General features: G+C 68.2%; 9 protein-coding genes. 2 read left to right on the top strand and 7 right to left on the bottom strand.

What is annotated here, in order from left to right; translation table 11 throughout:
- Positions 1–714: 714 nt before the first annotated feature.
- Positions 715–3,471: a DNA polymerase I gene (gene polA / locus Q0X16_RS04335; protein ID WP_297831019.1), complete on the bottom strand. Its 2,757-nt coding sequence runs from the start codon at positions 3,469–3,471 to the stop codon at positions 715–717.
- A 186-nt stretch (positions 3,472–3,657) separates the two neighbouring features.
- Here polA and Q0X16_RS04330 point away from each other — a divergent pair, with 186 nt between their 5' ends.
- Together Q0X16_RS04330 and Q0X16_RS04325 are read left to right on the top strand one after the other, a co-directional pair.
- Positions 3,658–5,484, top strand: coding sequence for an ABC transporter ATP-binding protein (locus Q0X16_RS04330; RefSeq protein WP_297831023.1), 1,827 nt, complete (start codon positions 3,658–3,660; stop codon positions 5,482–5,484).
- Positions 5,485–5,559: 75 nt separating this feature from the next.
- A complete protein-coding gene (locus tag Q0X16_RS04325) occupies positions 5,560–5,847 on the top strand; it encodes a DUF2782 domain-containing protein (protein ID WP_297831016.1) in 288 nt (95 codons plus the stop codon).
- A gap of 24 nt (positions 5,848–5,871) precedes the next feature.
- On the opposite strand, the gene Q0X16_RS04320 is transcribed toward Q0X16_RS04325, so the two are convergent.
- The 6 genes from Q0X16_RS04320 to Q0X16_RS04295 form a co-directional block, all read right to left on the bottom strand.
- Positions 5,872–7,662 (bottom strand): Mur ligase family protein, encoded by a 1,791-nt coding sequence (locus Q0X16_RS04320; RefSeq protein ID WP_297831014.1) that lies wholly within the window; start codon positions 7,660–7,662, stop codon positions 5,872–5,874.
- Positions 7,659–10,445 carry a cyanophycin synthetase gene (gene cphA / locus Q0X16_RS04315; protein WP_297831011.1) on the bottom strand — a complete coding sequence of 929 codons (2,787 nt, stop codon included), beginning with the start codon at positions 10,443–10,445 and terminating at the stop codon, positions 7,659–7,661. Before cphA ends, Q0X16_RS04320 begins: the two co-directional genes overlap by 4 nt.
- 70 nt (positions 10,446–10,515) lie before the next feature.
- Complete coding sequence (locus Q0X16_RS04310; protein ID WP_297831008.1) at positions 10,516–11,358, bottom strand: cyanophycinase; 843 nt, start codon at positions 11,356–11,358, stop codon at positions 10,516–10,518.
- A 22-nt stretch (positions 11,359–11,380) separates the two neighbouring features.
- Positions 11,381–12,568, bottom strand: coding sequence for a beta-aspartyl-peptidase (gene iadA, locus Q0X16_RS04305; RefSeq protein WP_297831005.1), 1,188 nt, complete (start codon positions 12,566–12,568; stop codon positions 11,381–11,383).
- A 31-nt stretch (positions 12,569–12,599) separates the two neighbouring features.
- On the bottom strand, positions 12,600–13,634 hold the full coding sequence (trpD, locus tag Q0X16_RS04300; RefSeq protein ID WP_297831002.1) for an anthranilate phosphoribosyltransferase: 1,035 nt from the start codon (positions 13,632–13,634) through the stop codon (positions 12,600–12,602).
- Entirely contained in the window at positions 13,631–14,215 is a 585-nt protein-coding gene (locus Q0X16_RS04295) for an aminodeoxychorismate/anthranilate synthase component II (RefSeq protein WP_297830999.1), read from the bottom strand. The genes trpD and Q0X16_RS04295 overlap by 4 nt, the downstream gene beginning before the upstream one ends.
- Positions 14,216–14,264: the final 49 nt, after the last annotated feature.

The raw sequence follows: 14,264 nt of genomic DNA, 5'->3' as shown, positions 1-14,264 counted from the left end.
TTGGCGTGGGCGTGGAGAAGGGAGGCTTCGGGTTCACGATCGGCGGCAACTGGACCGACGGCGGCACGTTCAACAGCGTGCTGGGCGGTCAGGCGTCATTCCGCTATTCCTGGTAATCGCTGCAGTTCCAACGCAATGCGAAAAGGCCCGGCAATGCCGGGCCTTTTTGTTGGCTCAAGGAAATGCCTGGCGTTGGGTTGAAACGACGCTTCAAACGACGGAGAAAACGCGGCCAACAAAAAGCCCCACGGCCAGGGGTGGGCCGTGGGGCTGGGGGGGGAAGGCAGGTTGGGGAGGGCCTGTTCCTTCCAGTCGATCACACCAGGGGAGGGGTTGTGATCTGCAACAGGCGTTGCACCTGTCGCGTGTAATGAGACCACGCGAAGCATGGATGGTTCGTGAAGATTTCGCTGTTTTCCCATTGCGATTCAGGAGGCATTCATTGCTTTCCGTTTGCTTGCGCGCACCAGTGTTTGCGCTGCGCGATTCCTGTGAAGGAACTCACGGTTTCCTGATCTGCGACGCGCGTCACGGGGCCGCGTTGATCGGGCAGGCGGCAAGGCGACGTCGATCGTCCCGGTGTTGCGGTGCGCCAAAAATGGTGCGTCAGCGGCTGGGCATGCGGACGCCCGGATGGTGGGTATCGAGTCCCGCACGGACCGGACTCGATGACGCTGGAAAAAACCCGGCGGACTGGCCGGGTGCTTCCACGATTCAGTGCGCCTGGTCCCAGTTGTCGCCGACACCCGAATCCACCACCAGCGGAACCCGCAGTTCGGCCGCGCCCTGCATGCGTGCCGTCACCGCGGAAACAAGCTCCGGAACAAAGCCGGTTTCAACCTCGAACACCAGTTCGTCATGCACCTGCATGATCATCAGCGCCTGGTCGCGATGACCGGCCATCCAGTCATCCACGGCCACCATCGCACGCTTGATGATGTCGGCAGCGGTGCCCTGCATCGGCGCATTGATCGCGGCGCGTTCGGCGCTGGCGCGCTGGGAGGCGCTTCGCGAGTGGATGGCATCGAGGTTGAGCCTGCGTCCGAACACGGTTTCCACGAAGCCGCTTTCGCGCGCCTGTCGGCGGGTGCGTTCCATGAATTCGTGCACGCCCGGGTAGCGGCTGAAATACAGGGCGATGTAGTCCTGCGCCTGCCCGCGCGAGACGCCGATCTGGCGCGCCAGCCCGAATGCGCCCATGCCGTACATCAACCCGAAGTTGATGGCCTTGGCGGCACGTCGCTCACTACCGCTGACCTCGGCCAGCGGCTTGCCGAATACCTCGGCGGCGGTGGCCCGGTGGATGTCGTCGCCGTGGGCAAACGCGCGCAGCAGGGCCGCGTCGCCGGACAGGTGGGCCATGATCCGCAGCTCGACCTGGGAATAGTCGAACGCCACCAGCTTGCGGCCCGGAGGCGCGATGAAAGCGGTGCGGATGCGGCGACCGTCCTCGCTGCGGGTGGGAATGTTCTGCAAGTTGGGGTCGGAGGACGACAGCCGGCCGGTTGCCGCGCCGACCTGGTGGTAGCTGGTGTGCACGCGGCCCGTGCTCGGGTTGACCATGTCCGGCAGCTTGTCGGTGTAGGTGCCGCGTAGCTTGGCCAGCCCGCGGTATTCGAGAATCAGGCGAGGCAGCTCGTGTTCGTCGGCGATGGCTGCCAGTGCCTCCTCGTTGGTCGAAGGAGCCCCGCCCGGCGTCTTCACCAGCGCCGGCAGCTTCAGTTCGTCGAACAGCAGGGCGCTGAGCTGCTTGGGGGAATCCAGGTTGAAGGCGCGGCCGGCCAACGCGTGGGCGCGCTGCTGCGCGGCCAGCATTCGCCGCGCCAGATCGGCCGACTGCCGGCGAAGTTCGGTGGTGTCGATCAGCACGCCGTTTTCCTCCACCCGCGCCAGCACCGGCACCAGCGGCATCTCGATGGTGCGGTACACCGAAAGCAGCGCCGGCTCGGCCTGCAGCCGCGGCAGCAGGGTGCGGTGCAGGCGCAGGGCGATGTCGGCATCCTCGCCGGAATAGCGGGTGGCCTCCTCCACCGGCACGCTGGAGAACGGAATCGCCTTGGCGCCCTTGCCGGCCACGTCCTCGTACTTGAGGGTCTCGTAGCCGAGGTGGCGCCTGGCCAGCGAGTCCAGGTCGTTGCGGGCCAGGCCGGCGTCGAGTACGAAGCCTTCCAGCAGGGTGTCGTCGGCGTAGCCCGCGACCGCGACGCCGTGGCGCCGCAGCACGTGCATGTCGTACTTGCCGTTCTGCGCCAGCTTGCGCTTGCGCGGGTCCTCCAGCAGTGGCCGCAGCGCCGCCAGCACGGCGTCGCGGTCGAGCTGCGCGGGCGCGTCCGGATAGGCGTGCGCGAGCGGGATGTAGCAGGCCTTGCCGGGTTCGACGCTCAGGCTCAAGCCGACCAGGTGGGCGCGCAGCGGGTCGAGGGAATCGGTTTCGGTGTCGAAGGCGAATTCGTCCGCGGCATCGAGCCGTGCGATCCAGGCGTCGAGCTGCTTGGGTGTGAGCACGGCTTCGTAGTCGCCGGGAGCGGCCAGCGCCGGATCGGGTGCGGTCGCCGGCGTGTCCGGTGCGGACGCGGTGAAGCGTCTGCCGGCGTTCGGCACCCGCGCCACATCCGCGCCGTTTCCGCCGCCGTCCAGTTCCTTCAGCGCCTGCCTGAAGCCGTAGCGCGCATAGAGCGCGCGCAGCGCTTCGACATCGGGCGAGCGCAGCGCCAGCGCGTCCGGCCCCGCGTCCAGCGCCACGTCGGTCTTGATCGTCACCAGCGCCCGATTGAGCGGCAGCCGCGGCAGCGCCGCGCGCAGATGCTCGCCGATCTTGCCTTGGATCGCGTCGGCGTGTTCGATCACCCCGTCCAGCGTGCCGTATTCGCCCAGCCATTTCGCCGCCGTCTTCGGCCCGCACTTGTCCACGCCGGGGACGTTGTCCACGGCATCGCCCATCAGCGACAGGTAATCGACGATCTGGTCGGCGCGCACGCCGAACTTGGCCAGCACCTCGGCGTCGGTCTTCATGCGGCCGCCGGTCATGGTGTTGACCAGCGCCACGCCGGGACGCACCAGCTGCGCGAAGTCCTTGTCGCCGGTGGAGATGGTGACGTCGATGCCTTCGGCCGCGCCTTGCAGCGCCAGCGTGCCGATCACGTCGTCGGCCTCGACCCCGGGCACGCGCAGGATCGGGATGCCGAGCGCCTCGACGATCTGCAGCATCGGCGCGACCTGCGCGCGCAGGTCGTCCGGCATCGGCGGGCGGTTGGCCTTGTAGTCGGGATACAGGTCGTCGCGGAAGGTCCTGCCAGGCGCGTCGATCACGAAGGCGATGTGCTCGGGCGCTTCCTTCAGGTGCCCGCGCAGCATGTTGACCACGCCGAACAGGGCGCCGGTCGGCTCGCCGTCGGCATTGCTGAGCGGCGGCAACGCATGGAAGGCGCGATAGAGGTAGGAAGAACCGTCGATCAGGACAAGGCGTGCCATGCGTGGATTCTAATGCCAGCGTCGCTTTGGATTTGCGTCATCCCGAAGGTACCGGGATGGCAGGAAACGCAACGCGAAGGCGCACTCCGCAGAGGGGGGGTCTGCAAAGGACTCCGGGATGCCGCCGGAGGGCGGCCGATGGGCGTGGCGCTGGCACAATGTCCGTTCGATCCGTGGAACGCCCGCATGCTGCGCTGGTTCGAAACCCGACTCGATCCGTTTCCGGAGGCGCCGCCGGCGCAACCTCCGGCCAGCCTGTATGCGTTTTGCCGCCACTTCACCCGCGGCGCCGAGCCGTGGCTGGCGTTGATGGCGGCAACCACCGCCGCGATCGCAGTATCCGAGGTCGCCCTGTACGCCTACGTCGGCGCGCTGGTGGATCGGATGACGGAACTGGGAGTGACGCACTTCCTGGCCTTGGAAGGCCCGCGGCTGGCGTGGATGGCGGCGCTGGTGCTGGCATGCCTGCCGCTGCTGGTATGGCTGAACTCGGCCGTGCAGCACCAGACCCTGCTCGGAAATTTCCCGATGCGGATCCGCTGGAACGTCCACCGCTACCTGCTGCGGCAGTCGATGGGTTACTTCCAGGACGAGTTCGCCGGACGCATCGCCACCAAGCTGATGCAGACCTCGCTGGCGGTGCGCGAAACCGTCATCAAGCTGTTCGACATCGGCAACTACGTGCTGGTGTATTTCGGCGGCATGCTGGTGGTGGCGGCCAGCGCCGACCTGTTGATGCTGCTGCCGTTCGCGGCGTGGCTGCTCGGCTACGGTCTGCTGATGCGCTGGTTCGTGCCGCGCATGGGCATCGTGTCCAGCGCGCAGGCCGATGCGCGCTCGACCATGACCGGACGGATCGTCGACAGCTATACCAACATCGCCACGGTCAAGCTGTTTTCGCACTCGCGCCGCGAGCAGGCCTATGCGCGCGAGGCGATGGACGGTTTCCTTGCCACCGTCCATCGGCAGATGCGGCTCGTCACCAGGGTTTACAGCCTGCTGTATGCGCTGAACATGTTGCTGTTGTTTTCCGTTGCGGCGTTGGGGATCTGGCTGTGGTTGCGGGGCGCGATGACGACCGGCGCGATTGCCGTGGCCGGGGCATTGGCACTGCGGCTGCTGGGGATGTCGCACTGGATCATGTGGGAGCTGTCGGCACTGTTCGAGAACGTCGGCACCGTGCGTGACGGGATCGGCTCGATTGCGTTGCCGCCGACCGTCGATGACGCTCCCGATGCGCCGGAGCTGCCCAAGGTGCGCGGAGCAATCCGCTATGAGGGCGTGTCGTTTCACTACGGCAAGGGCAGCGGCGTGATCGAACATCTTGATCTTGCCATCGCGCCGGGGGAGAAGATCGGCGTGGTCGGCCGCAGCGGCGCGGGCAAATCGACCCTGGTGAACCTGCTGATGCGCTTCCACGACGTCGAGGCCGGGCGCATCACCGTGGATGGCATCGACATCGCCAGCGTGCAACAGGACTCGCTGCGTGCGCAGATCGGCGTGGTGACGCAGGACACCTCGCTGCTGCATCGCACGGTGCGGGAGAACGTCCTCTATGGGCGACCCGACGCCAGCGAGGAAGATCTGATGGAAGCCGTGCGCCAGGCCAGCGCCGACGGCTTCATCGCAGAACTGGCCGATTCCCATGGCGGGCGCGGGTTGGACGCCCGGGTGGGAGAGCGTGGGGTGAAGCTCTCCGGCGGCCAGCGCCAGCGCATCGCCATCGCCCGCGTGCTGCTCAAGAACGCGCCGATCCTGGTTTTGGACGAAGCGACCTCGGCGCTGGATTCGGAAGTCGAAGCGGTGATCCAGGAGAATCTGTATCGACTGATGCAGGGCAAGACGGTCATCGCGATCGCCCACCGGCTGTCCACCATCGCCGCGATGGATCGGTTGATCGTGATGGACGCCGGCCGCATCGTCGAGCAGGGCAGCCACGCGGAATTGTTGGCGCAGGGCGGGCTGTACGCGCAGCTGTGGAAGCGGCAGTCGGGCGGATTCCTGGAGACATAGGCCGGGCACGCCGGAATCATCGGCATTTCGCGGCGCATCCTGCATACTTGACCCGCCTGCAATCGGAGTATCGCCATGCGCCTTGCACTGACGTTCATCGCCGCGTTCGCGCTCTGCGCCTGTGCCAGCGTCGCGCCCGAGCCGGAACCGCCGATTCCGGAAGGCGCGGTGCCGGCCACGCACACCGAGCCCAACGGCGACGTCATCACCGAATACCGCCTCGGCGGCCAGTTGAAGATGGTCAAGGTGGTGCCGCTGCGCGGGGTCACGTACTACATCTACGACCGCAATGGCGACGGCCTGGTCGATGAGCGCGACGCCAGGCGCGGGCCGCTGGTGTATTACAAGTTGTTCAGCTGGTAGGCCGCGCGGCGCGGCAACCCGGGTTCATGGCAACGCCTGCCCTGCGCGCCAGCCTGCGGCCTGCAGGCGATCCAGCAAGGCCACGACCGCCTCGCGCCTGGACGGCTCGTGCACCGGCAGCAGCAGCAGGTCGCCGTTTTCGGCCCACGCCAGTGCTTCGCGTGCGGCCTGCGCTTCATCAAGACAGATCGGCAGCGCATCCAGCGGCATGCCGAACCCGTGCAGGGCATCGTGCAGGATATGGGCCACGTCGCCCGACTTGCGGCCACGCAGATAGTTGCCGCCGATGTCCTTGAGCCAGACCCGGTCCGGTCGTGCCCTTGCAACCACCTCGGCCACGGCGCGGTAGTCCTCGTCGCGGCGGTTGCCGGCGTGGCCGAGCAGCAGGGCCATGCGTCCGTGGCGCAATCCGGAGGCCAGTTCGAACAGGCCCTGCAGGCCTTCGGGGTTGTGCGCGTAGTCGAGCACGACCTCGACGCCGCCAAGATGCCAGCGCTGCAGGCGGCCCGGGTTGTCGGCATTGCTTGCGCCGAACCGGGACAGCACCGCGGCGATGCGGTCCGGCGGCACCGCCAGCGCGTGCGCGGCGAGCGCGGCGGCGGCGATGTTCTCGATGTTGTAGCGGGCCGCGCCGCCGACCGTCAGCGGCATGTCGGCGATCGCGCCCAGATCGTATTCCACGGTTTCCGTCGCCAATCGCAGCTTCCCGTCGCGTCCGCCGCAGGCGGGAAGGCCGCGTGCGCGTGCTTGTTCCAGATCCTGCGCGAACCAGCCGATGCGCCTGCCCTGCACATGCGCCGCGTGCGCCGCAAGCAATGGATCGGAGGCATTGAGGACCAGCAGGCCGTCGGGCCGCAGTCCCTTGGCGACCACCAGCTTGACCTCGGCCAGCGCATCGAGGTCGTCGATGCCGTATTCGCCGAAATGATCGGCGCTGACGTTGGTGACGATCGCCGCATCGGCGTCGTCCACCGCCAGCCCGCGCCGCAGCATCCCGCCGCGCGCGGTTTCCAGCACGGCCGCCTGCACACCGGGAGCGCGCAGCACGGCGCGCGCGCCGGCTGGGCCGGAATAATCGCCGGCGGTGGCGCGGGCGCCGTCCACCACCACGCCGTCGGTACAGCTGTGGCCGACCTTGCGGCCACCGTCCGCCAGCAGCGCGGCCAGCAGCCGCACCGTGGTGGTCTTGCCGTTGGATCCGGTCACCAGCGCCTTGGGAATTCCGCGCAGGCTTGGCCACGCCACGGCGTCCGGTTCCGGCAATGCCGCCAGTGGCCATTGCTGCGAAGTCGCGCCTTCGCCGATCGATAGCAGCGCGTCGTCGGCACGCGCTGGCAGACCGTGCGTGTGCGCGGCCTCCAGCAGCGCCATCAACGGCCCGTTGCGCACGGCTTCTGCGCGCGCCGCGTCGGCCAGCTGCCGCAGCGCCTCGGCCTCGTCGAAATGCGCCGGGTGCGGGCGCGGCGGCTGATCTTCGCCATCCACCGATTCCGGCCCGGACCGCAGCCCCAGAGCCGTGTACAGCGCCCACTCGTTGATTTCGGTGGCGGTGAACAGGCCATCGATGGGCGCCGCGATCGCCAGCGTCGTGCCGCCCGCGTGGGTGCGCGCGACAGCAGGCTGGGCATCGGGCCAGCCCAGTGCCTTGCGCGCCTGCGCGACGCGCTGCCGCCAGCGGGCCTGCGCCGCGCCATCGAACGCGACTCCTGGAACGACTTCCAGAACCGCGCCCGGCACGTCGAAATACAGGTTCGCGCCGGTCAGCCGGCGCGAATCGTCGAACGGAACGGCAGCCGGAACGGGCTGCGCGCTCAATCGCTTTCCTCGCGCTCGAAGCGCAGGCCGCGCTCGTCGCGCACCACGCCTTCCATCGCTGCGACCAATTGCTCGTCCAGCGGCACTTCCAGCGTGGCGGCCTTCGGTGCGACCCGGGCCGGCGCCGGCGCCGCGCCTTCCGGCTGGAAGCGGATGATCTGCTTCCACGTCCGGGTGAGCGCATCGGCGAACACCAGCACCAGATCGCCGGGCCTGGCCATCCTCAGCGCGGCATCGACCGCCTGCTGCTCGTCGGGGATCTGCTGGATCGCCGCCTCCGGCACGCCACGCGCGACCAGCTCGCGGGCGATGATCCGCGGCACCTCGTCGCCGTCGCGCCCGCGCAGGGAATCGTCGCGGCGGCAGATGTAGTGGTCGAAGCGTCCGGCCACCGCGGCGGCGATTTCGCGCAGATCCTCGTTGCGGCGGTCGCCCGGTCCGGCCACCACCACGATCCGGCGTCCCGTCACTTCCAGCCGTTGGGCGAGGTCGGCCATCACGCTCACCGCGTGGGCGTTGTGGCCGTAGTCCATCAGCACCTTGAACGGATGTTCGTCGAACACGTTCATCCGGCCCGGGGCCTGGAAGAAGGTGGTGTCGAAGGTGCGCAGGCCGTGGCGGATCGCGTCGAGCTTGATGCCCAGCGAGAACGCCATCGCCGCGGCGAACATCGCGTTCTGCACGTTGTGCATGGCGCGGCCTTCCATCGTCGCCGGGATCAGGTGGGTCCACAGCAGCGGGATGTGGCTGCCCTTGTCGTAGAGCGTGATCATGTGCCCGTTGACGCCGTTCTCCAGGGCGCAGGCGCGCGCGCCGGCGCGGATGTGCTCGCGCACCAGCGGGTGCGACGGGTTCATCGTCACGTAGCAGATGACCTTGGCGTCGGTCCACGCCGACATCTTCAGCACGTTGGGATCGTCGGCGTTGAGCACGGCGCAGCCGGTCGCGGCCTCGACCACGATCCGCTTGATCTCGGCCAGCTGTTCGAGAGTGTCGATCCCCTTCATGCCGAGGTGGTCGGAGGCGACGTTGAGCACCGCGCCCACGTCGACCTCGGCCACGCCCATGCCGGCGCGCACCAGTCCGCCGCGCGCGGTTTCCAGCACGGCAAGATCGATCTGCGGATCGGCCAGCACCATCCGCGCCGACACCGGCCCGGTCATGTCGCCCTCGACCGTGCGCTGGCCGTCGATGTAGACGCCGTCGGTGGTGGTCAGGCCCGGCGTGTAGCCGGCCATCTTGGCGATGTGGGCGAGCATGCGCGCGGTGGTGGTCTTGCCGTTGGTGCCCGTCACGGCGGCGATCGGCACCCGGGTGGGCGTCCCCGGCGGGAACAGCATGTCGATCACCGGCCCGGCCGCGTCGCGCGGCTTGCCCTCGCTGGGCGCGATGTGCATGCGGAAGCCGGGCGCCGCGTTGACCTCGCAGATGCCGCCGCCGGTGCGCCGGTAGCTCTCGGCAATGTCGCTGGAAAGGAAGTCGACGCCACCGACATCCAGTCCGATCGCGCGCACCGCGCGCTCGGCCATGGCGCGGTTGTCGGGATGGATGATGTCCGTCACGTCGGTGGCGGTGCCGCCGGTGGACAGGTTCGCCGTCGAGCGCAGGAACACCGTTTCGCCCTCGGCTGGCACCGAGTCGAAGGTGTAGCCCTTGCGCTCCAGCATCAGCTCGGCCTCGCGGTCGAGCTTGATCCGGGTCAGCACCTTCTCGTGTCCGACGCCGCGACGCGGATCGCTGTTGACCACCTCGACCAGCTGGGCCACGGTCGAACTGCCGTCGCCGACGACGTGGCCGGGCGTGCGCAGTGTCGCCGCGACCAGTTCGCCGTTGACCACCAGCAGACGATGGTCCTCGCCGTGCAGGTAGGTCTCGACGATGACCGAGCGCGAGTGCTCGCGCGCGGCCTCGAACGCGGCGCGGACGTCGGCTTCCTCGGTGATGTTGATGGTGATGCCGCGGCCGTGGTTGCCGTTGTAGGGCTTGACCACGACCGGGCCGTCCAGCCGGCGCGCGGCGCGCCAGGCGGCGTCGGCCGACTGCACCAGCTCCTGGCGCGGCACCGGCAGGCCGAGTGCGCCGAGAATCTTGTTGGTTTCCTCCTTGTCGCCGGCCAGTTCCACCGCGATATGCGAGGTGCGCCCGGTGACGGTGGCCTGGATGCGCTGCTGGTACTTGCCGTAGCCGAGCTGCACCAGCGACTGGTCGTTCAGCCGCATCCACGGAATCCCGCGCTCCTGCGCGGCGCGCACCAGCGAGGCGGTGGACGGCCCGAGCGCGCGGCGCTGGGCGTAGCGGATAAAGGCGTCGCGCTCGTGCTCCCAGTTCCAGCCGGCGTCGGTGACGGTGCGCAGCTGCTGCGGCAGCAGCGAGTCGAGCAGCTTCAGCGCCAGTTCGCCGGCGGCGATGCCTTCCTCGCGCTGCTCGTATTCGTACACCACCGAATACACGCCCTCGCGGCCGTCGTCGACGCTGCGGGTCTTGCCGAAGGTGACGTCCTCGCCGGCCTCGTTCTGCAGCTCGATGGCGACGTGTTCGAGCACATGGCCCAGCCAGGTGCCCTCGCCTTCGCGCATGCGGCGCAGGAAGCCGCCCGGCTCGCGGTAGGAACAGCCGTGTTCGGCCAGGCCCGGCAGCGCGGCCAGCAGCGCCTGGATGAAGCCTTCGCCCAGCTTCGCGGTGGGCCATTGTTCCAGTTCGCCGAGGTCGAGTTCGATCCGGATGACCGGGAACTTCGCGTACTGCGAAGGCCCCACGTAGACATTGCGATTGAGAATCCGCATCGAGCCCTCCCCGTTATTCCGATGACCGCTGGTTGCGACGACTGCCTGTCTTGATGGATGCGCGGCGCCCTCAGTCCTTGCTGTGCGCCAGGGTGCCGGCGCTGGCCTTGCGCGTGCTCAGGTTGAAGGTGGCGCCTGCGGTAAGGATATGCACGGTCAGGCCCAGCATGCACACCGCGTCGTTCTGGCCGACTTCCGACATCGAGGAGAAACTCATCGAGCTGGCGTCGACCACGGTGATGGCGCCGCTGCCTTCCACTTCCAGCGTGTTGTCGGGCGCGATGAAGGCGGCGGTGTCCTCGTCCAGGCCGATGCCGACCGCGAACGGGTTGTAGGCCATCGCCGCGGTCAGCCGGCCGAGGCGGTCGCGCTGGCGGAAGTGCTGGTCGATGATGAAACGGTTGGTCAACCCCAGCCCAGGCGCGAGGCGCACGCTGCTGGCGCGCGGCGAGGCGCCCTCGCTGCCGTAGGCGATCATGTGCTCGGACAGGATGCTGGCGCCGGCGCTGGTGCCGCCCACCGTCACCCCGCGCGCGCTCATGATGCGGATGAGCTTGGCCACCGGCGTGCCGCCGAGGATCGTGGAGAGGCGCAGCTGGTTGCCGCCGGTGAAGAACACGCCGGTGGCCTGTTCGAGGATGTCCAGCCGGTTCTTCTCGCTGGCGTCGCGGCGGGTGTCGAAATCGAGCACGTCGACCCGGCCGGCGCCGAGTTCCGGGAAGAGCCTCTGGTACTGCGCCCCGGTTTCGCTCAGCGCGCTGGCCGTGGGAATGACCGCGATCCGCGCGTCCTTGCCGCCGCACAGGGCGACGAAGCGGGCCAGCACGTCGGGATGGGCCTGTTTGTCTTCCGCCCCGCCGATCGGGACGATCCAGCCGCGCGTCTCGCCGTCGGCCACTTTGCTCGGACACATCGTTTGCGTATTTCCTCTTTGGCTAGTCGGACTCGAACGTACCATGGCGCAGCACCGCACCGCCGGAAACCTGCGCCACGCCGCGCGCCCAGACCGCATCGATGCCGCCGTCGTCCGACAGCGCCACCAAATCGGCATCGGCGCCAACAGCAATCCTGCCTTTGCCCGCCAGCCGCAGCAGCGCGGCGGGGTTGGCGGTGAACGCCGGCAGCGCGCGCGCCAGCGGCACGCCGCGCACCAACAGCCGCTTCAGGGTTTGGGCCAGCGCCATGGAATCGCCCACGTCCATGTGCGTCACCCGACCCTCGGCGTCGAAGCCGGGCAGGCAGCCGCCGCCGTCGGAACTGACGCTCACCCGCTGCGGCGGCGCAGCGCTGTCGAAATAGCGCAGCAGCGCGTCCTCGGCGGCCCAGGCGTCCTCGCCCTCTTCGACCGGAAACGCGGTGATGTCGATGTGGCAGCCGCGCAGCGCCAACGCCAGCCCTTCCTCGAACAGCGCTTTCCTGCGGTTGACGTGGGTGGGCTGGAATACCCTTGGCGGCAGCTCGCTGCCGTCCAGCGCACGCCGCACCAGATCCAGCCCGCGCCCGCCGTCGCCCAGATGCAGGTGCACCACGCCGGCCTTGCCGCTCATCAGGCCGCCGACGTGGGCCTCGGAGGCCACCCGCAGCAGCTCGTTCAACGTCGGCTGGCTGGAACGGTGGTCGGACAGCGCCAGTTCGCCGACGCCGATCACCGGCTCGACCAGCGCGATGTCGCCGCGCACGCTGCCGGTCAGGGTGGATGGCGGCAGGTGGTAGCCGCCGCACCAGGCGAACGCCGACAGTCCTTCCTCGCGCAGCCCGTATACGTGGGCGAGCAGATCCTTCATGCCGCGCGCAAGGTCGTCGGTGCCCAGCAGCCCGACCACGGTGGTCACGCCGGCGCGGGTGTAGCGGCTCAGGCCCGGTGCCGGCACCCGCGTCGCGTGTCCGGCCTCGCCGCCGCCGCCGGTGACGTGAACATGGCTGTCGATGAAGCCCGGCACCAGCGCGCGGCCTTCCAGATCGACCACCTCGGCGCCCAGCGCCGCCGGCAGGCCGGGATCCTCGGCCCCCATCCACAGCACCTTCCCGCCCCCGACCAGCAGGTGGCCGTGGCCGAGCGGCTCCGGGGCGTACAGCTCGGCGTTGCGGAGCAGGGTCAGTGCGGAAGGCGTCGCGGCAGGCATCCGGGCAGACTGGGGCGCGGCGGCGGGCGCGTCAAGCGCCCGCCAGTTCCCGGGTGGCGGCGACGTAGACCTCCAGCTTCGCCTTCGCCGAGCCGTCGGCCAGCGCCTTGCGTGCACGCGCAATGCCGTCGCCGATGTCCTCCGCTATACCGGCCACATACAGCGCCGCGCCGGCGTTGTAGGCGACGATTTCACGCGGCAGGCCGTCGCGGTTCTCCAGCGCTGCCAGCACCATCGCCTTCGACTCGACAGCATCGGCCACTTTCAAGTTGCGGCTATGCGCCATCGCGATGCCGAAATCTTCGGGATGCAATTCGTATTCGCGCACCTTGCCGTCGCGCAATTCGCCCACCAGGGTGCCGGCACCCAGCGACAGCTCGTCCATGTTGTCGCGCCCCCACACTACCAGCGCGCGCTGCGCGCCCAACTCTTGCAGCACGCGCACCTGGATGCCCACCAAATCGGGATGAAACACACCCATCAAGGTATTGGGCGCATTGGCGGGGTTGGTGAGCGGGCCCAAAATATTGAAGATCGTGCGCACGCCCAATTCTTTGCGGACCGGCGCCACCATCTTCATCGCCGGGTGATGCACCGGTGCGTACATGAAGCCAATGCCGCAGCGTTCGATACAGGCGCTCACCTGCTCCGGCTGCAATTCGATGTTGGCCCCCAGCGCCTCCAGCACGTCGGCGCTGCCGGACTTGGACGACACGCTGCGGTTGCCGTGCTTGGCCACCTTGGCACCAGCCGCAGCGGCCACGAACATCGAGGCTGTGGAAATGTTGAAGGTGTGCGCACCATCACCGCCGGTGCCCACGATATCCACCATATGTTGGCGCTCGGCCACAGCCACTGGCCGCGCGAATTCGCGCAGCACGGTGGCAGCCGCCGCAATTTCGCCCACGGTTTCCTTCTTCACCCGCAACCCGGTGAGGATGGCGGCAGTGAGCACGGGCGAGACTTCGCCGCGCATGATCTGGCGCATCAGCCCGACCATTTCGTCGAAGAAGATCTCGCGGTGTTCGATGGCGCGTTGCAGCGCGTCCTGGGGCGTGATGCTCATGCGCTGCGCTCAAGGAAGTTTTTCAGCATCGCGTGGCCATGCCGGGTGAGGATGGATTCGGGGTGGAACTGCACGCCTTCCACCGGGAATTCGCGGTGCCGCAGGCCCATCAATTCCTCGATGCTGCCATCGTCGTTCTGCGTCCACGCCGTCACTTCCAGACAGTCGGGCACGCTGGTTTTTTCCACCACCAGCGAGTGATAGCGGGTGGCCTCGAACGGCGTCGGCAAGCCGGCGAACACGCCCTTGCCCTCGTGGTGGATGGGCGAAGTCTTGCCGTGCATGATCCGGCCGGCGCGCACCACCTTGCCGCCATACACCTGCCCCAGCGCCTGATAGCCCAGGCACACGCCGAAGATCGGAATCGTCGGCCCCAGCTCGCGTAGCACGTCGAGTGAAACGCCGGCTTCGTTGGGAGTGCATGGGCCGGGTGAAATCACGATCTTGTCGGGCGCCAGTGCCACGATCTGCGCCACGGTGAGCGCATCGTTGCGCTCCACCCGCACCTCGGCGCCCAGTTCCTGCAGGTATTGCACGAGGTTGAAGGTGAAGCTGTCGTAATTGTCGAGCATCAGCAGCATGAACGGCCTATCTTATTGATTTAATTACTATATGATATGTGTTTGATCA

The sequence above is a fragment of the Thermomonas sp. genome, from assembly GCF_025993755.1.
Lineage (GTDB): Bacteria > Pseudomonadota > Gammaproteobacteria > Xanthomonadales > Xanthomonadaceae > Thermomonas.
The sequence above is the reverse complement of the archived record's forward strand: the minus strand, read 5'-3'. Positions and strand labels throughout refer to the sequence as shown.